Annotated in this window: 14 protein-coding genes; all 14 read right to left on the reverse strand. The window is 60.0% G+C overall.

The window, feature by feature from the left end:
* Positions 1 to 3 precede the first annotated feature (3 nt).
* The 14 genes from J3489_RS18730 to J3489_RS18795 all read right to left on the reverse strand — a co-directional run bounded on the left by J3489_RS18730 (position 4) and on the right by J3489_RS18795 (position 18,553).
* The gene (locus J3489_RS18730) at positions 4 to 1,035 is read right to left on the reverse strand and encodes an MraY family glycosyltransferase (RefSeq protein WP_207000470.1); all 1,032 of its coding nucleotides are present in this window, start codon (positions 1,033 to 1,035) and stop codon (positions 4 to 6) included.
* Entirely contained in the window at positions 1,028 to 1,243 is a 216-nt protein-coding gene (locus J3489_RS18735; protein ID WP_207000472.1) for a hypothetical protein, read from the reverse strand. The genes J3489_RS18730 and J3489_RS18735 overlap by 8 nt, the downstream gene beginning before the upstream one ends.
* A gap of 139 nt (positions 1,244 to 1,382) precedes the next feature.
* A complete protein-coding gene (asnB, locus tag J3489_RS18740; protein ID WP_207000474.1) occupies positions 1,383 to 3,293 on the reverse strand; it encodes an asparagine synthase (glutamine-hydrolyzing) in 1,911 nt (636 codons plus the stop codon).
* Positions 3,294 to 3,296: 3 nt separating this feature from the next.
* Positions 3,297 to 4,466 carry a glycosyltransferase gene (locus J3489_RS18745; protein WP_207000475.1) on the reverse strand — a complete coding sequence of 390 codons (1,170 nt, stop codon included), beginning with the start codon at positions 4,464 to 4,466 and terminating at the stop codon, positions 3,297 to 3,299.
* A 331-nt stretch (positions 4,467 to 4,797) separates the two neighbouring features.
* Positions 4,798 to 7,545, reverse strand: a complete 2,748-nt coding sequence (locus J3489_RS18750; RefSeq protein ID WP_207000477.1) for a glycosyltransferase — start codon at positions 7,543 to 7,545, stop codon at positions 4,798 to 4,800.
* Positions 7,546 to 7,618: 73 nt separating this feature from the next.
* Entirely contained in the window at positions 7,619 to 8,671 is a 1,053-nt protein-coding gene (locus tag J3489_RS18755; RefSeq protein ID WP_207000479.1) for an NAD-dependent epimerase/dehydratase family protein, read from the reverse strand.
* Between the two features lie 19 nt (positions 8,672 to 8,690).
* Positions 8,691 to 9,629, reverse strand: coding sequence for an NAD-dependent epimerase/dehydratase family protein (locus tag J3489_RS18760; protein ID WP_207000481.1), 939 nt, complete (start codon positions 9,627 to 9,629; stop codon positions 8,691 to 8,693).
* Positions 9,630 to 9,639: 10 nt separating this feature from the next.
* Positions 9,640 to 10,578, reverse strand: coding sequence for an NAD-dependent epimerase/dehydratase family protein (locus J3489_RS18765; protein WP_207000483.1), 939 nt, complete (start codon positions 10,576 to 10,578; stop codon positions 9,640 to 9,642).
* Between the two features lie 60 nt (positions 10,579 to 10,638).
* The gene (gene asnB, locus J3489_RS18770; RefSeq protein WP_207000485.1) at positions 10,639 to 12,528 is read right to left on the reverse strand and encodes an asparagine synthase (glutamine-hydrolyzing); all 1,890 of its coding nucleotides are present in this window, start codon (positions 12,526 to 12,528) and stop codon (positions 10,639 to 10,641) included.
* A gap of 208 nt (positions 12,529 to 12,736) precedes the next feature.
* Entirely contained in the window at positions 12,737 to 14,041 is a 1,305-nt protein-coding gene (locus J3489_RS18775) for a glycosyltransferase (protein WP_207000487.1), read from the reverse strand.
* Between the two features lie 48 nt (positions 14,042 to 14,089).
* On the reverse strand, positions 14,090 to 14,875 hold the full coding sequence (locus tag J3489_RS18780) for an ABC transporter permease (RefSeq protein ID WP_207000489.1): 786 nt from the start codon (positions 14,873 to 14,875) through the stop codon (positions 14,090 to 14,092).
* A gap of 15 nt (positions 14,876 to 14,890) precedes the next feature.
* Positions 14,891 to 16,102, reverse strand: coding sequence for an ABC transporter ATP-binding protein (locus J3489_RS18785; RefSeq protein WP_207000492.1), 1,212 nt, complete (start codon positions 16,100 to 16,102; stop codon positions 14,891 to 14,893).
* Positions 16,103 to 16,112: 10 nt separating this feature from the next.
* Positions 16,113 to 17,273 carry an ABC transporter ATP-binding protein gene (locus J3489_RS18790; RefSeq protein ID WP_207000493.1) on the reverse strand — a complete coding sequence of 387 codons (1,161 nt, stop codon included), beginning with the start codon at positions 17,271 to 17,273 and terminating at the stop codon, positions 16,113 to 16,115.
* On the reverse strand, positions 17,270 to 18,553 hold the full coding sequence (locus tag J3489_RS18795) for a glycosyltransferase (protein ID WP_207000496.1): 1,284 nt from the start codon (positions 18,551 to 18,553) through the stop codon (positions 17,270 to 17,272). Before J3489_RS18795 ends, J3489_RS18790 begins: the two co-directional genes overlap by 4 nt.
* Positions 18,554 to 18,561: the final 8 nt, after the last annotated feature.

The following is an 18,561-nucleotide window of genomic DNA, read 5'->3' on the forward strand; positions in this document are numbered from 1 at the left end:
GCGTCACACCTCAGGTTGTTCAGAAACTGTTATTTGAAAACGACGCCAGCGAAGATCGATTGCGGCGCCGATCAGCACGAGTATGACAACCCATACCGCTACGAGACCCCATTGAAAGGCTTCGGAACGGTTCAGCGCCCACAAAGCAAGCATTATGCCCGTGAGCATCACGACATACCAGCATTGCGCAGTTCGCGCGTGCCCCATACCGGAGCGAACCATCCGTTGATAGTAATGCTCCCGATGCGCTTGCCAAAATTTTTCTCCGCGGGCGAGACGCCGCACGAGGGTGACCGACGCGTCGCCGATGAAGGGCGCAAACGCCATCGCAGGAAACCAGATCGGCCATGCACCGGCGCGCCAGCCCCAATAGCCGAGGGCTCCCGCAAGAAACCCCAAAGGGATCGAGCCGGCATCCCCGAGAAAAATCCGGGCCGGGTGGTAGTTGAAGAACAGAAAGCCTGCCGCAGCCCCGACCACGGCTGCACAGGCCAGAGCCAATTCGGGGGCAGGATGCGTGCTCGTCAACGCGGCCAGCGCATAGCCGCCGAACCCGAACAACGCCATGCCGCCAGCCAGACCGTCGGCGCCGTCCATGAAGTTGTAAAGATTGACCAGCCACAACATCAGAAAGGCAATGCAGACAAGCGCCCACCAGGGCGTTGCCGCCGGGTAGGCCGCGATCAATACGACGACCGCGGCAAAATGCGCGGCAAAGCGAACTCGCGCCGGCAAGCCTCGCCGGTCGTCGATTTGCGAAACGGCGGCAAGAAAGAGCGCACACGCGGCCACCAGCCACAGCCCGGGCGCGGCCAAGGCGATCGCCGCGATGCATACCGGAACAATGCCCCATCCGCCCACCCGCGGCGTCGGGCGCACGTGCAGCGAGCGATCGTTCGGGATATCGGTGGCGAGACGCCAGGCCAGTCCCGTTGTCAAAAGCACCCCGAGAATCGCGGCACAGGCAAGCGCCGCGACCACGGCAAGGAGAAGAACGGCAGGCCAGGCATGTAGCCAGTTGTCGTAGTTAGGCATGGATGAAGTTGACTCGAAGCGTCGAAAGGTACCAACGCGCTGCCGCGGCCAGCACCGCGATCACGACGTAGAAGAGGACTTCATAGACGAGGCTCCATTCGACGCCGACCGGATAAGGAATCGTGCCCAAAGGGAGCAGGCTCAACGCCTTCAGGTGCGAGGGATCGAAGCGCTGGACGCCGAAGACCGCGAGCCTTCCAAGGGACACGACGCATGGGGCATGCCACCAATAAGAGCGCATGTTGGATGACGCGGTCAGGATACCAGCAGCTCCAGGCTCATCGCGATATGCGCGGTGCGGAGGCGCAGCGCTGACGCGCGCGGCCCCCCACATGAAGCGAATCGCGTCACACAGTCACACCGAACACCTTGCTCCAAATCCCGAGGTTGACGATACGCCACAGCGTGAAGTCAACCGGGCCACGGCCTTCCAGCGCGTCATTGACCCGGCGGCGCGTGCCCTCGACGTTCAACAGAGTGGGGAAACGACGCAGCGTCTCCTCCATCCCGTCGACGATTGCGCCGCGCAGCGGCCCGCGGAACCATTCCTCCTCCGGTGTCGTGAAGCCGAGCTTGTCGCGCCGATCGCAAATCATGTCCGGCATGATGCCGCGCATCGCGCGGCGCAGAACCGACTTGGTCTCGCTGCCGCGCATCTTATGCTCGCTGCCCAAGCCGATCGTGAACTCGACTAGTCGATGATCGAGAAACGGCACACGCGCCTCGATGCTGTGCGCCATGCTGTTGCGATCTTCGTATTTGAGCAGCATCGGCAGGTTGGTCGCCTGAACCATCGCCTGACACAGGCCGCCGATGTCCGTGACGGGCGGCAGGCCGTCTTGGTCGAGCGCCGTCTGAAACGCTCCCTTGAGCGGCTTGAGCGTTGCGAACGCTTCCGAATCCAGCCAGTTGGGCCCGCTGCCGGTGACGGTCGCGGCTTGCCGCAACAGCCAGCCGCGCACCCGATACGGCAGGCGCGGCCCGAACAAAGCGCGCAACTGCTCCTTGATCGGGACCCCGAAGTCGCGCTGGCGCTCGCGCAGCGTGGACAGCAGTTCGCCGTAGCGCCGCTGGTCGAGCAGCATGTTCATGTAGTACGAGTAGCCGCCGTGGTAACCCGCGAGCTGCTCGTCGGCACCCTGCCCGTCGAGCATGACGGTAACGCCATGCGCGCGCGCCTCGCTGAATACGCTCCACTGCGCGAAGATACTCGTGCTGCCGTAGGGCTCGTCCTGGTGCCAGGTGATCTTCTCGGCGAGCTTGAATGCATCCTCGTAGCGCGGGTAGATGTAATACGGACGGCTACCCCATTTCTCGACGACCGCCTCCATGAACGGGCGCTCGTCGACGCGCTTTTCCGCATAGCACGCGCTGACCGTATGCATGTGGCCGCCGCCAGGCTCGCTCCCGAGACGCCGCGACGCGAGGCTCACGATCGCCGAGCTGTCGAGGCCGCCTGACAGACACGAACCGACGGGCACGTCCGAACGAAGGTGCAGGCCGACCGACGTGTCGAGCAGTTCGCGGAAACACTCCGCCGCTGTGTTCGCATCGTGCACGATGCTGCCGGGCTCGGGCAGCCGATACCAGCGCTGCGGCGCAATGGGCCGGCCGGGCACGAAGGTCTCCAGGTCGAGCGTGAGCTTCTCGCCGCCGCGCAGCTGGAACACGTCGGCGAACAGCGTCTCGTTGGTGTGGTCGGTCATGCCGGTCGACACGAAGTCGAACAGGCGGGCGACATTGCCGCGCCGCGAGAGAGCCGGCACCTCGAGCAACTGCTTGATTTCCGACCCGAAGGCGAGACCCGCCTTCGTCGATGCGTAGTACAGCGGCTTGATGCCGAACCGGTCGCGCGCGAGGAACAGCTTGCGCGTGGCGCGATCGAGGATCGCGAACGCGAACATGCCGACGAAGCGATCGAGGCACGCCTCGCCCCACTCGGCGTAGGCGGCGACGAGCACCTCGCTGTCCGAGTGGCTGTGGAACACGACGCCCTTGGCTTCGAGTTCGACGCGCAGCTCTCGGTAGTTGTAGATCTCACCGTTGAAGACAAGCCAGTAGCGCTCGTCGGCGAACGGCATCGGCTGCAAGCCGGCGGAGCTCGTATCGATGATCGCGAGGCGGTTATGTCCGAGCGTGATCGGGTGACCTCCGATCTCGAACACCTTCAAGCCGTGGCCGTCGGGCCCGCGGTGCGCGATAACGTCGAGATACTTCTCATCCGGCGCGAGGCCGACCGAAATCCAGATTCCGCACATGGTTTATTTCGCCAACACGGCGCCGTTTTTCGCCAAGGCCTCATCGTAGAGGGCCAGCATTCTGTCGGACTCGTTGCCCCAGCACAGCTGCGGCGCAGCCGCGATGGCTGCGCGCTTCATCCGATCGATCACTTCGCGTGTCAACCCATTGACCGCGGAGGCAATGGTCTCCTTCTCCAAGCCTTCGAATACCACACCATGCTTGTACTGATGACAGAGTTGCGTCATTTCGCGCAAGTCGCTGACACAGAGCGCCAAGCCTGCCATCGTGTACTCGAAGAACTTGTTCGGCAAAACGAATTCGTTCTGCAGCGAATGCCCTTTGAGCGCAAAAAATCCCACGTCGAACTCGCGCGCTTTCGCCACCAGATCGATCATCGGCACGGGGGGCAGCATCGTTACGCGCGACTCGAGTTTCATGTCTCGAATCTGGTTACGCAGGCTTTCCAGGTAGGCTTCGTCGCCCGGCCCACGAATGAAGAACGAGTATTCCTCACGCCATAGCGGCACGCTCGCGATCGCCTCTTCCAGGCCTCGGCCCGGTGCGACGATGCCGTGGTACAGCAGGCGGATCTTGTCGCCGGTGGGCCGGAAGCGCGATTCGGAGAATTGGGGCGCGTTGCGGATGACTTCCGGCTTCGTCGGCAGCCGGTACAGCTCTTCGAGTGCATCAGAGATGCCTGACGAGACTGCCGAGATCACCTTCGCGTTGGCGATGTAGCGCTTTTCGACGTAGCGAGCGATGGGGCGGTAGATCAGGCGCCATTGCCAGCGTTGCGCGAATTCGGTAGTGGCGAATTCGTGTGAATCGTAGACGTAGATCCCGCCGCTCTCCGCCGCCAGGCGCGCCGCGATCGGTAGCGCAGTCCAGTCGTTGGCAAGGTACAGGTCAGCTTTGACGCCGGCGCCGGCCTCGTTCAGCTGCTTGATGTTCGGCCAGGACCAGTAGATAGATTCAGCGTATTCGGGCTTGAGGTAGAGCTTGAAGAACATCGCGGGGCGCGCGCCGAGACGACGACGGATGCTCACAAGGCGGCCCCACGTACGCTCCCCGACAAAGCGTTGCAGGAGTCGCTCGAATGTTCGCTTTCCACTTCGACAGGTAGCCCCGGGCACGGCGTCGGACTTCACACGAACCGGCCACCGGCAACTGGGATCGTCGGTGCCGGGCACGCCGACCGCAATCACGTCCCACCCGGCATCGAACAAAGAGTCGCATTGCCTGCGGACACGCGGATCGTTAGGGACATCTGATGCCGCGATCACGCATGCAGTGGGTTTTCGGTCCATCGATCGGGTTATTTTGCAAGAATCCAGTTTAAAACATGGAATGGCAAACGCAAGACGCTCCGGCCGGAGCGTCTTGTTACGCCGTGTCGCGTGCGGCACCTAGCAAAGTACAGGAATCCAACGATTCCTTTCGACTGAAATTGAAGGCGGATGTGAAAAAAGCGAGCAGCATGCTACCACACGCCCGTATCGCGCGACGCGACACTCCTCTAACCTATTCTACGCTCAGCGCCCGCATCACCACCGCGCGGGCGCCCTTGAGCACCACTTGGCGCACAGGCCGCGGGAGCAGCCTCCACAACGCCCGCGCGGACCTCCATGCAAAGCTGCGGGCACGCTCCGGCACCAGCGGCGACGGTTCGAACACCAGAGGCGCTACCGGCGCGAAAAGGGTCGAAACGCCATGAATGCGCCGTTGCGCGGTGCCCGTTTTCGCCAGCGCCATGATCGACGCATAGAATGGAACCGCCACGACGTTCCAGTTGTAATGCGTGGCAAAATGCGCGCGCGCATTTTCGCCAAGACGCCGACGCAACGCGACGTCGGCCGTCAAAGTGTTAACACAACGCACGATGTCGGCGGTGTTCGTGAAATCGGCGACGACGCCGCAGTCACCCTCGCGCAGAACCTGCTCCACGAAATGCAGCCGATTACTCAACACGGGAACGCCCGCCGCCATGTATTGCGACAGCTTATTAGGCCCGCAATGACGATTGTTGATGCTCTTCGGCTCGTACGGAATAATTCCGACATCCGCGAATGACGCGGCAAGCACAAGGTCCGCTTCGTCGACCGCGTCGGGGAAAAAGATTCGCTTTCCCAGCAATTTGAGCTGCTTGGCTCGGGCCTTCAGCGTGTCCTTGTAGGGACGATCAGGCCCGCGGAGGTACAACTTGGCGCGCGCATCCGCGTGCTGCCAAGCATCGATCAACAGCTCGAAGCCCCGGCCGATTGCGAAGTTTCCTTGCACCAGAAAAGCGACCTCACCCTCGGCAAGATCAAAGCGGAACTCGCGGGTATCGCGTTCGCCGGGATCACGTCGGTCCACCGCCGCACGTGGCTCGCAATTCGGGACGGAGCCGAATTTCGTGCCGTATAAACTCGACATATAGTCCGCCAGACCTGGCGTGACAGTCACGGCGTCGTCGACTTGTGGCAGAAGCCGTCGTTCAAGGTTTAGCCAGCACTCGAACTCGGCGGCCGTGGCCGCATCATCCGAATCCGGCCAGAATTCATGGGCGTCATACATGACCGGCAAGCCAAATCGCTGCTTCAAGAGCACAGCTGCCAAAAGCGTTTCGAGGTCGCACGCGATAATCGCATCGATCCCCTTCACGCACGCCCCAATGTTCGCAAGCGGTGCCGCCGTATTTAGAAAATACTGGGCGACCGATTGCGCGATGAGGATACGTTGTGGCTCGGAGATGCCCAAAATCCTCGGCATCTGTTTCGGGCTCATCGAGGCCATCCATGCCAAAGACAGGGCCGCGCTCTCGCCGGTGGCATCGGTGCCACCGTCTAGAACGAGACTGCTCAACGCGACCGTGTGGTTGGTCGCCCTGGCGACCACGATGGTATATCCGGTCTGTGCGTCGCCGGCAACAGACACGTCGCCACTCGGATCATCCTGAACTCCCAGGACGTGAATCACCATGCCGGCCGGCGCATTGCGCTGTATCCAATCGATACGGGGATCGCGATCGGGATGATGTGCACAAAGCAGCAGTACGTTGACGCAATCGTCGCGCAGCGGCGCCAACGCGACTGCAGGTTTCGCCCACGATTTCTTTTCGATCTGACCTTCCAGCACTTTGTCAAAGGCCGCGACGAAAGTCTCCATCCAATACGTGGGCGCCACAATAATGTCGCGATATGCAGCCTCAACGATGGTTTCGCGTCCGGTGTCGTCGCGGAGAATTCGAACGACGTCTTCGGCGTTTGAAAAATCGCGCTTCAGTTCAACGAAATGTTTGCCGGGAACCAGGATGTTCGAATACTTCCCTTCGAACATGATCTGCAACGTTTTCGTTGCCGCGGCCTCGAAGTGCCGAGGCGAAATCTGATTGTAATAGACGTTACCCTCAAACCCCTTGAGATGATCAAGGAGCCGCTCAGGATATTCCGGGCTGTCCTCGTCGACCCGCGATGACGCCTTGAACGCCTCAATGGCCCGCTTGACGTCGCCGTCCAAGTCGAAAATCGAGGCGCCTGACTCGACACCCAGAACGCCCTTGCATCGGCACAGGAAACGCAGCCAATCATCGCCGGAAAACCGGTCCTCCCACCGACTCGAGATGTCACAACGCAAGGACATGCCTTGCGTTGCGGCCAGGAAGTCCCTTCCGATTGTTTGCTTCTCGTAGCACAACCGACCGAATTCCAGTGGCTGGAGCGAGCCGCGATACCCCACGTCGATGTCACGTTCGGCTCCAAATCGCTCGAGCAGACCATCCCGCAAATCCGGCGTCACGTACCCTGTGAGCATTTGCGTGAATTCGAGGTCGCCGACCACTTCCCGCGGGTACACCTTTTGCCGTTCGCTCTCGGGCAGGCAGGTGAAGACGACGTCGAACTTATTCTCGCCGAGGTATGCCGCCGTGCCACGTGCCTTGTAATTCTCGTCCTGCTTGAAAATTACTTTGACCCCACCGTAGTTTTTAAACCGTACAGCGAGATTGGCATCCAGTTCGCGCAGGTTGTCGACGTTATACGCTAGTGAGTTGTGCAGCACGACCCCTGTATACGCAGCCAGGTCGAAAGAGGCCGGCAAGCGGAACGGATGCTCGCATCCCGCGAAGTTGTATACGTCGACCTCGAACTTCGAGAGACGCTGCAGAAAGGAAATATTCTGCGGTACGGTAGCAATCCCACGATGATCAAAGTAGCAGAGAAGAAGCAACCGCTCGGGCCGGCCCTTCTGAAAAGACTGGGTCAATTGTGGAAATATGGACAAGCCCGCCATTTCACATTCCTAACAACAATATAGATGCACTGATATTCCGCCTCGCACGGCAGACACTGGAAACCGCGCGCAATCAGAGGTGCTGCATCATGTACGCGTGAGACTCGATGCACTGCTTGATCAGCGCTTGGTTTTCGCGGGTCCAGGCGATGGTTCGCTTCAAGCCCTCATTCAAACCCACTTGCGCCACGAAGCCGATCTCACGCTTCGCCTTCTCGGTTGCGCCAAAACGCTTGCCCGAGCGGTCCCAATCGCGCGCCGGACGCAGGTCGACGGGCGTGGGATTGCTCGTCAGTTCGTTGATCGTCTCCGCCAGCGTGCGGATGTTCGTTTCAACACCCGATGCCAGGTTGTAAACCTCACCCGGCGTGCCCGCCTGCGCACAACGCATCAAACCACGCGCCATGTCCTCGACAAAGATGAAATCGCGGCTAGCATTGCCGCCGTTGTCGAGCGGCAGCGCTTCGTGTTGCAGTGACTTCCAGATGAACGTCGGCGTCACGTTGCGCCACACCGTATGCTGCGTACCGCGCCAGCGGCCCGCACCGAGAATCTCACGCGGCCCATAGACGTTCTGGAAGCGCGCCTTCACAAACGGCAGCTTGTAGCGCATGAAGTAGAAGTTGCCGTAGAACTCGCCGATCAGCTTGGAGATCGAGTACGGGCTGTCGTGGTACATCGATATCGGCGCGTCTTCCGGCGTGGCCGATGCTTCGTCGAAGGTCTTCTCTGCAACCGCACAGCCAGCGGCGGCATAGACCACCTTCTGCAGGTTCTCGAAGTCTTTCAGCCGATCGAACAGCTTCAACGTCGTGATCGTGTTGTTGTCGTGGTCGGCAATCGGATCGGCGATCGACGACTGGTTGCCGTGATAGCACGCCAGATGGAACACGAAGTCGAGGTCGCGCGGCAACTTCTCGAGCACGCGGTCATCGGCGATCGACCCGAGGACGAAGTTCACGGCCGGATGGTTCGGCACATTGGCCAGGTTCGACGACATCAGGTTGTCGACGATCATCAACTCACGCGGCTCGTGTGCGAGCAGCGCGTGGCAGAGGTTCGAGCCGACGAAGCCCGCACCGCCGACGACGAGGATCTTCGATCCCTTGAAGTTCAGTTCACTCATGTTTGAAGTCCTGATGCGATCAACGACTGGTCGGTTGCGCGGCCAGGTGACTGAAGATGTCCGTTACGCCGTGCCGGTCGTACCAAGCCAGTTGACGCCGGATAGTCTGTTCGAAATCGTGCTTCGCACGCCAGCCGAGCGTCGAGGTTGTCGCGCTCGCATCGAGCACGACCGCTGGCACGTCGTCCGCGCCGGGCGGCACGATCGGCGGCGTCTCAACGTCGTGCAGTTGCAGATGGTCCGCGACGATGTCGAAGATCTCCTTGATCGTGTGCCCTTCGCCAGTCGATACGTTGTACACGCCCGGGGTCACGTTCTCGCCGAGGAGCAGGTCCATCAGTGCCAGGAAATCCTCCATGTCGAGGAAGTCGCGCACCGTGTCGCTGCAAAAGCACTTCTGCCCCGCCTTGAGGCGCTTGTAGAAAGTCGGGATCGGCCCGATCGCGAGACGCGGACCGGTCACGTTGGCAAGCCGCAGCGACACCACCGGAACCTGCGCCATGCGCATGAACTGCTCGCCGGCAGTCTTCGAAATGCCATAGCTCGTGAACGGCGCAACCGGCGCATCGACAGGGATCGGCACAGTTGACGGACGGCCGTAGCACAGCGCCGTCTGGAAGTTGATCACGCGCCGGACGCCGTGCGCCTCAGCCGCACGCACGACGTTGATGCTGCCGGTCACGTTGGAGGCAGCATCTTCGAGCCAGTTAGCCGGGTCCTTGTACGCGGCGGCGCTGTGTACGACGATCTCCGGCTTGAACTCGGCGACCAGGCGGTCGACGAGCGCGGCGTCGACCACACTGCCCTCCACGACCTTCAAGCCGGCGACCGCAGGCAACACCTCGCGCTTGCCGGTTGCGAAGTTGTCGAGCACGAGAATCTCGTGCCCCGCCGGAATCCAATGCTCGATCAGATTGGAGCCGAGACAGCCGGCGCCGCCGGTGATGAAGATCCGCATGCCTGTCCCCTTACTTGCTTTCCGTGTGCTTCAGGTGCGTATAGCCGCCGTAGGTGCCGAACTCGCGGAAGTACGCAACCGCGGAACTGGCGATTTCGGACAGCGGCGTGAACTCGAGCTTGCCGAAGTCCGCGTACGTACGCGACGGATCGAGAAGTATCGAGGGTGCATCGTCCGGACCCAGTTCACGCACGTCCGGCTGCGGGTACTCAGGCAGACCCATCGCGGTCACGACGGCGTCGTAGAGTTCCTGGATCGCGACGTCGCCGCCCGACGAGAAATGGTAGGCGCCATGGCCCACACCATCGATCGCGCGAATCACGCAGCGCGCGAGGTCCTTGACGAACACGAAGTCGCGACGCGCTTTGGTGACGAAGCACTTCTTGCCTTGCGTCAGGCGGTCGAAGAAGATCGGCAACGGGCCGCTCACGTTGCGCGGGCCGATGACGTTGGCGAGGCGGAACGACACATAGTCGACGCCGGAAATCTCGAGATAGTCTTCCGTGACGGTCTTCGAGATCGCATACGAGCTGTTGGCCGGCAGCTTCGGGTGATCGAGGCGGATCGGCTGCTGCAGCGGCTTGACGCCATAGCAGAGGGCCGTCTGGAAGTAGATGAAGCGGCCGACGCCGTGAGCCTTGGCGGCATTGATCAGGTTCGAGCCGCCGACGCAGTTCGTCAGCGTATCGTTGTACCAGTCTTCCGGATCTTTGTACGAAGCCGCCGTGTGAACGATGGCGTCCGGCTTGAAGTCGCCGATCACGCGGTCGATCAGCGCCTTGTCGGCGATCGTGTCGATGATCACTTCGAGGTTCGGATGATCGCTGAGATGCTCGCGACGGCCCGTTGCGAGATTGTCGATGGCAACCACCTGGTCGCCGCGCTCGAGGAGCAGCTCGATGATGTGCGAACCGATTTGCCCACAACCACCAGTCACAAATACTTTCATTTCCGTCTTTCCCGTTTTCAAAGATTCATTCGACGACACGGCGGTCGCCACCAAATCGGTTCAATCCACGAACTGGCGATGCCACAGCTCGAGGCTCAACAACGCCCACAAATTACGGCTGTACACGTTCTTTCCGTCGATCAGGGAGTCCACATCGATCGGCCGCGACAGATAGGGACGCGTGCGCGCGGCAGAGCTATTCAAAATGTCGCTGACAAAGTCGCGCGCCGGGCCCTTGCGTCCGAGCCAGACCTGAAGCGGCACCGGAAAGCCCATCTTGTCCTTGCGCTCGCGGATCTCGCGCGGCAGCCGGTCGGCGAACGCGACGCGCAACAGGCGCTTGAGTTCGCCGTCGGCGAATTTTACGTTTGCAGGGATCGTCGCGGCAAACTCGACCAGGCGATGATCGAGGAACGGCACGCGAGCTTCGAGGCCGTGGGCCATGCTCATCCGGTCTTCAACCTGCAGCAGCGCAGGCAGAAGCGTCTTGAAGTCGAAGTGCGTCATGGAATCGAAATACGACTCCTTGCCCACGTTCTCGCCCCAGTAGATCTCGCGGAATTCCTCGAGCGCTGCCATGGGGTGGAACAACTCAGCATTGAGCAGATCGCCGAACGTATTGGCGCGGTTGATCAAGCGGAAATAACGCGCATCGCGCTCTTCCCAGATGCCCGACGACCAGAATTCCTGCAGCAGCGGCTTGTATTGGCGCAGCGTTTGCAGATTCGGGATGATCGATTCGTACGTGACGACGTACTTGCCGCTGTGAATCGTGCCGTCGAGCGCGCCCTTGATGCATTGCTCGAAGTACGCAATGAGGTAGCGTGCGTAACCGCCGAAGATCTCGTCGCCGCCCTGCCCGCCCAGGACCACCTTCACGTGCTGACTGGCGAGCTTCGACACCATGTACTGCGGAAACGCGCCAGGCCCCGCCGTCGGCTGATCGAGATGGAAAATGACGCGCTCGATGTTGTCGACGAAATCCTGCTCGGTGATGTCGACTTCATGCAAATGGATGTCCCGGTCGCGCGCAACTGCCCGCGCATATCGCGACTCGTCGAAGGCCTCGCTCAGCGAGAATTTCCCCGTGAAGCCCTGAAACCGCTGATCTTCCTGGTATCCCCGCGCCGCCGACGCGATCAGGCTCGAATCGACGCCGCCGCTGATATACGCACCGACTTCCACGTCGCTGCGCATGTGATACGCAACGGAATCGTCGAACAGCCCTTGCAGTTGCTCGACGAAATATTTGTCGGTGTGGTCCCAATCGAGGTGGTAGTACACCTCCCAGTAGCGCCGCAGACGAGGCGCTTCGCCGGGTTTGACGTAGCCGCAGTGTGCCGGCAACAGCTGGCGCACGCCTGCCAGCAGCGTCTTTTCGCCGAGGCAGAACTGCAACGAGAAGTACTCGTTCAACGCAACCGTGTCGATGTCGCGATTCGGTAGCGCGTGTACCAGCCCCTTGATCTCGGAGGAAAAGTGGAATTCGCCGCCGTCGAAGCTGTAGTAGAAGGGCTTGATCCCGAAACGGTCGCGAGCGATGAAGAGTTCCTGACGGCGCACATCCCAGATCGCGAATGCAAACATGCCGCGCAAATGATCGACGCAGTCGGCACCCCAACGCTCGTAGGCGCGCAGGATGACTTCGGTATCGGAGTGCGACGTGAAGTTCTCGGCGCCCAACTCCTCGCGCAATTCGAGATAGTTGTAGATTTCGCCGTTGTAGGTGATGACGTTGCCCGCCTCTGAGCGCATCGGTTGCGCAGCAGCAGTAGACAGGTCGATGATGCTCAGACGAACGTGCGCCAGGCCGACATTTCCGTCCGAAGTACGCCAAGCGCCTTCGCCATCAGGCCCGCGATGACGGACGGCCTCGATGCCGCGCTGCAATCGAACATCTGCCTCGCGCGCATTGCCTCGAGACGCCAAGAACCCAAAAATTCCACACATCCGTGGTGTTCCTTTGTGTTGGACAAGATACTGGCACCGCCGTCTTGTGCGCCGGCGACGGGCAATGGCCTCTCATAAAGCGTGCCCGTCGTTGCCAATCCGTGATCGAGAGAGCCGTGACAACAAGGCGGCCAAGCATCACGTTGGCGAGGTACAACTCGCCCATTTAGCCAAACGCGACATATTACACGCGTTTACCTCCACAAAATCAGCCCCACAGCAACAATACGAGCGATGCACGCAGTCGCGCAGGCAGCAATCGCCAAAGGGGTCGAAACAATGTGACGAACGTGCGTACCCGCATCGCACGAAGGAGCGCCCGCCCGGGGAGCGAACGCATCCCTCCCATCAGAACACACACGCGTGCCATGCTGTGCCCCAAGCGTCCCGTTAGCGATATGTCCATGTCAGGCGGTACACTGGGCACGAGACGACTGCGCGCGCGCGAGGCGGGCAGCGTCCGAACGCTGTCCGCGACCGCCTGCACCACGCACTTGAGCCAGCTACCCTCCTGCGTTGCGCTAGTCAGATTGGCGAATGCCCAGGCACGGCGCAGGTGATCGTCAAATGCATCGAGCGAACTCGCGACCGTGACGCCGGCAGCCTTCCCCAGCGCCGCCGACACAATGACCGGTACGGCATTTGTGCCCCGCTCCCCAAGGCGCGCGGCGGCAACCGCGCACGGATCGTCGGATGCGGCGCACGGCAACAGGATGGCGGTGGCGTCGTTCAACATCGACGCAACAACAGCGTCGTCCAGCGCACCGTGGTCGCGCACATTGTGGTGGGTGCGCAGATTTACCCAATCAGCATCGCAGCGCTCACTGTTGCCAGCGATATGGAAGTCCCACCACGGTAGGCGATGACAAAGGGCGTGCAGCGTGGACGGGTCGAGTGGAACACCCAGGCTGGCATCACTCAGCGCGACTGGGCGTGACAGCGTCGCCTGTGTGTCAATCGCCTCGTTTGCCACCACGGCAACGGAAACCGCCTTACCGTATTCAAGGCGCGCCCGAGCGGCCGTCGCTTCGTCATCGACGACAATCAAATCCGCACAGTCGATGGGCCGTTCCTGTGCGCGCTCGACGAATATTTCTTCGTCGCCGAGATGCATGACTCGCAGTGCGTTCGGCCAGATAGTGGACAGTGCATCGCCACGTTCTCCAAACCACAAAAGCGGTCGACGCACGCCGCGTTGGCAGAGAAACTCAGCGAGCGCCTCGGCGTCGCCAGCTTCTAGCGGAAGCGGCGCCGTATAGTGTTCGATCCCTACCGGAATGGCGTCGTTTGGCCACTTCGCGTTGGGCGGCTGCACCACGACGACTGGCAGCACCAATCGCAAACGCATCGCATCACGGTGTAGCCTATGCGTGTTGTCCAACCCATTGCCGAGGATGACGACAGACTGGAAGGAGTCGATTAGCGACGAGACCGCATCAGACCGAAGGTGCTGTTCCATTGCCGATCCGCCTCCATCAGCAGGTACCAAATGCATCCAGTTGGAATCGGACACGACCTGCGCCGCGGTGGCCGGGACGACGCTGGACAGACTTGCGCAACACTACAGCACCGCTTCGAAATGGCCTTTCACGCGGCGAAACGCGCGCAATCCCAAGTAGAACAACACCGTCGTCAACACCGCAAGGTAGGCCAGGCTCATGGCTTTGGGGCTTTGATGATGGACCAACGGCTGTCGATACCCGTCTACCAAGATGTAGAAAGGATTGAACTCCGACACCTTGCGGATGAGGTGCGGCATCGATTCGATCGGGTAAAAGATCGGCGTCGAGAACAGCAGCATCGTCAACGCGCTCGGAATCACGAACGTAATATCCCGAACAAACACGTTCAGCGCCGACAGCCACATGCCAACAGCCGCGACGAAATAAAATTGCAGCACTACAACAAGCGGCACCCAAATGATGTGCCAGGTCGGCACGTTCCCGTCGAAGATCATCAGGATGACGAGGAATACGACGCTGACGCAAAGCGGCACGATGCTGGTCGCCACTGCCGCAATGGGAAGCACCTCTGACTTGAATGCCAAGTTCTTGATGATGTTCGAGGCGGATACCACGGACATCGCCGAACTCGAAATCGCCTCGGACGCGGCGACCCATGGACCGTAGCCGCTGATCAGCCAGATGACATAAGCGAGTGTCGTGTTTGCTCCTGGCAGCCTCGACTTGTAGACGAAGCCAAACACAAAGGTGAACAATCCCAGCATCAGCAGCGGATTGAGCACCGCCCACACACGACCGAGATTCGAACCGAGGTATTTGTCGCGGAGATTGACGACGAAGAAGTTGAACGTTAGCGAAACGTCCCGTTTGTTGAAACCAAACATGGCGTCGATCCAGAATCAGGCAATTGACCGCGCGCGTACCCGAGATGGATACAACAGCATCGGTTTCCCCCCGGTGGGGGGATTCAGCGTGTAAATCTCAAAAATTTTACACGAACTCGTTTTCGTTTCCCCTTGGTGGCAAACACTGGCGTCGAAGCGATACACACCCTGGCCAAGTACGATCGAGGCCATTCCGAGGGCCAGACGTATCTTCCCGTCCCTGCAGTAGGCATATGCAGCGACGGTGCGCTCGAGCATGAGCGTGCCATCAAGTCGCGTGATCGAACAACATACCTGGGTAGTGTCGTTACAGTCGGCGACAGCGAACTGCATCCGGATCGAGGCGGGTTGTCCTGCCATCAGCAAGGCGCGGTCCGTATCGTCATCGTGCGTGGTGTGCAGCAGGTCCACCTGCCAGCCCGGATCAACCGAGAAGTTATGCAGTTCTCGTTTGAATCGCTCGAGCAACCGCGCCTCGTCCTCCCCTCGCACGGCATCGAGGTAGGCCTTGGTCACAACTTCCGGCGGCCCGTCCATCACGACCCTGCCCTGATCGATCCATAGGCATCGATCGCACATGTCGTTGATCGTCTTCACCGAATGCGACACGAGGATCACGATCTTGCCGGCATTGCAGATCTCTTGAATCTTCGCCGAGGCCTTTTTGCCAAACCGTTCGTCTCCGGCGGAAAGCGCCTCGTCGATGATGAGAATCTCGGGTTCAATGTAAGAAATCATCGCGAACGACAATCGCGATTTCATCCCGGTCGAGTAAGTTCTAACGGGCAGGTCGATGAATTCGCCCAACTCGGCAAAGTCGACGATCTGGTCGACGACGGCATCGATTTCGGCGCGGCTCTTGCCCTGTATCTCGCCGTCGATATAGATGTTTTCACGGCCAGTTGCGTGTTCGCGCAGCCCGACACCGAGCGTCATGATGGCTGTCACCTTGCCCTGGATATCGATGGTGCCCGAGGTCGGCTCGGAAAGCCCTGCGATCATGTGCAGTAACGTGGATTTGCCGGCACCGTTGCGTCCTATGATGCCGACCCGCTCGCCGTGCGCGATGTGCAAATTGACGTGATCGACCGCGATCTTCTGTCCGACGGTCGATGTCGGCTCGCTATCGCTGCCGCCGACCAGCATGCGTTCAAGCATCTCGCCAGACTCGGAGCGCGCGAGCGGATACGCCTTGGTCAGATCCTTCAGGTTGATGTACATGTCCATGACGCTGCAGTTACCAAGTTTTCGCATCGACGGCGAGATTCACGGCTGCAGCGGCGGGCTCGCCGTCCACCTCCAGTTTCCATCCGTTTCCCGTTGTCCAGCCTCGCACGTCGAACGCCTCGGCGGGGCCGCCAGGCGTCTTCTGATGCCGATTGAGCGCGACGTTCAACGAATATGTTCCCGGCGCCAGCGGCAAACTGTCGATTTCGAGCACGACCTCGTGCCGTCCAGCCACATCGGCCACAAAAATATTGCTATCGATCAACACCACTTCCCAACCGATACCGACGCGCATCATTTCGATCGAATAGGCGAACGCCACGTCGGCGGGTTCGTCAACCTCAATCTCGAAACACAACGCCGCATCACGTCCCGAAGTCGCGCGGTACGACGTCGCGTTACTGTCTGTGAAGCGCGCAACGCGTGCGCTTGGCGACGGCAGGTCCAGATACCGAACAACCACGCCGTCGCTCGGTCCGGAGTCGACTATGTGCCCACGCTTGAGAATATGTGACTGCTCGCACAGACGCAGAGTCGAAATCCAGTCGTGTGTGACCAGGACGCCAGAGGCGCCGTTGAGCAATAGCTTGCGCATCCGTGCCCAGCACTTGGCCTGGAAATGCTCGTCGCCCACCGACAACAACTCGTCGATCAGGAACACGTCGTACTCGATGGCCGTTGCAGTCGCGAAGTACAGGCGTGCCCCCATCCCTGTGGAATAGGTCCGGATGCGTCGGTCGAAATCGGCCCCAAGCTCCGAAAATGTCTCGACGTCGTGCAACAGCGCGTCGTGCCTCGCGCGCTGCACACCCATTAGCGTGAAATATCGGCGGGCATACTCCCGCCCGGTCAGGTGTGGATTGTTGCCGGTGCCGCCCAATTCAAACAGGCCGCAGACGGAGCCCTCGACCGAAATCGTTCCCGTTGTCGGCTGGTAGACCCCGCCCAACACGCGCAACAGCGTGCTCTTGCCGGCACCGTTATGTCCGAGGATGCCGACAATTTTGCCCTTGGGAACTGACAGCGAGACGTCGTTCAATGCAGTAAAGGATTTGCCAATCGTCGGCAGCCCCACCATCAGGCGCCAGACGTTGCCTTCACGCTGCAGCGGGAACGTCTTGCCGACACTGCGGCATGCCAACGCGATGGCATCACCCTGCTTTTCCGTCATGGTGCTTCGGCCCTCAATTCGGCATTGCCACGCAGCAAGCTTTGGTAAATTCGATCGAAGTGAACAGCTCCGGCATCCGACGAATGCCACTTCACGGCGAATTCTCGGCTGCGGCGACCGATCTCGGCCCGTTTCTCAGGATGGTCCAGAAGATCCTTGAGCACCTCATAGATCGTCTCCGGCGTTGCGCTGACGACAGGCAATTCGTCAACATATTCAGGGATCTCTTCTCGCATGCTCTCAAGCCATTCCGGCCGGAGGAAGCTCACGAACGGCTTACCCAGCATCAATGCTTCGCGGCCATTCGCGCCGAAGAAACCGTAGGTCAACATGTCGAGGACAATATCGGCTTGCGCTTGGTAGAAGCGGATTTCCTTGTTCGGTACATTCGTATACGAGAGCAGTTCGATCGGATACCCCTCCTGCTTCAACCGCTCGATCACGGGCAAGTAGATATGTGTCGATTTGAGGTTGACGCCGTTCTCATCGGTGCGCGATCCCTGGTTGCCGACCGCATGATAGAGCTTGATCGTGCCAGGCGGGAAACTGAGACGAAATTTCTCCGGGATCTCGAGGTCAGGCCGCCACCAGTCCGTATCGAGGCAAAAGAAACCTGGCGCCTCGTGGACTCTCGGATCCAGATTGTAATCGGCACGGTTCCCGCCGAGTGTGCACTGGTAGTCCGCTATCGCGTTACGGAACTTGCCCCAGGCAAGGCTGGCTTCATCGCTGCAAACATCAGGACGATTGCGCCACGGGCAAATCGCACAGACGGAGCGAGGTCCCCACTTGCTGAATGCAGTTTTAGACACCCCGTCATGGCAACCAGTGTGAGAATAGATAATCTTCTTGCCCAACTTGCGCAGAAGTTCTATTTCAAAGTGCATGCCAAATCGATCCCGGAAATACAACTGCAACGGGAAGCCAAATGCAATTCCACCCATGTTTGAAAAATGGAACACATCATACGTCAGGAGCCATTGCAAATAGAGCGCCAAATGACCACGCACGTCGTCGCCGGCGCAAAACCTAAAATCCTCACCGTGGTAGTACATCTGCGAAGATTCGTTGACATCCCAATTAAGCACATCGGCCTTCCAGCCAAGCTTCCGAAGCGATCGCGAGAGATACCAGTTGTGGTAATACGATTGGCCAGCATACAGAATCGCCTTGTGTGGAAAAAATCTCACTCGCAAGCGAAATAGCGGTCCGATGATCCAATCAATCAGAAATCGGTGGTGGCGCCCAAAAAAATCACTCTCAAAAAAATCTAGCAACATCGCAACCC

It is taken from the genome of Trinickia mobilis (assembly GCF_017315705.1).
GTDB lineage: Bacteria > Pseudomonadota > Gammaproteobacteria > Burkholderiales > Burkholderiaceae > Trinickia_A > Trinickia_A mobilis.

Bases quoted from the DNA above. Each gene is read 5' to 3' on its own strand.
- J3489_RS18730 (WP_207000470.1), bottom strand. From the start codon at position 1,035: ATGCCTAACTACGACAACTGGCTACATGCCTGGCCTGCCGTTCTTCTC.
- asnB (WP_207000474.1), bottom strand. From the start codon at position 3,293: ATGTGCGGAATCTGGATTTCGGTCGGCCTCGCGCCGGATGAGAAGTAT.
- J3489_RS18750 (WP_207000477.1), bottom strand. From the start codon at position 7,545: ATGGCGGGCTTGTCCATATTTCCACAATTGACCCAGTCTTTTCAGAAG.
- J3489_RS18755 (WP_207000479.1), bottom strand. From the start codon at position 8,671: ATGAGTGAACTGAACTTCAAGGGATCGAAGATCCTCGTCGTCGGCGGT.
- J3489_RS18760 (WP_207000481.1), bottom strand. From the start codon at position 9,629: ATGCGGATCTTCATCACCGGCGGCGCCGGCTGTCTCGGCTCCAATCTG.
- J3489_RS18765 (WP_207000483.1), bottom strand. From the start codon at position 10,578: ATGAAAGTATTTGTGACTGGTGGTTGTGGGCAAATCGGTTCGCACATC.
- asnB (WP_207000485.1), bottom strand. From the start codon at position 12,528: ATGTGTGGAATTTTTGGGTTCTTGGCGTCTCGAGGCAATGCGCGCGAG.
- J3489_RS18780 (WP_207000489.1), bottom strand. From the start codon at position 14,875: ATGTTTGGTTTCAACAAACGGGACGTTTCGCTAACGTTCAACTTCTTC.
- J3489_RS18785 (WP_207000492.1), bottom strand. From the start codon at position 16,102: ATGGACATGTACATCAACCTGAAGGATCTGACCAAGGCGTATCCGCTC.
- J3489_RS18790 (WP_207000493.1), bottom strand. From the start codon at position 17,273: ATGACGGAAAAGCAGGGTGATGCCATCGCGTTGGCATGCCGCAGTGTC.
- J3489_RS18795 (WP_207000496.1), bottom strand. From the start codon at position 18,553: ATGTTGCTAGATTTTTTTGAGAGTGATTTTTTTGGGCGCCACCACCGA.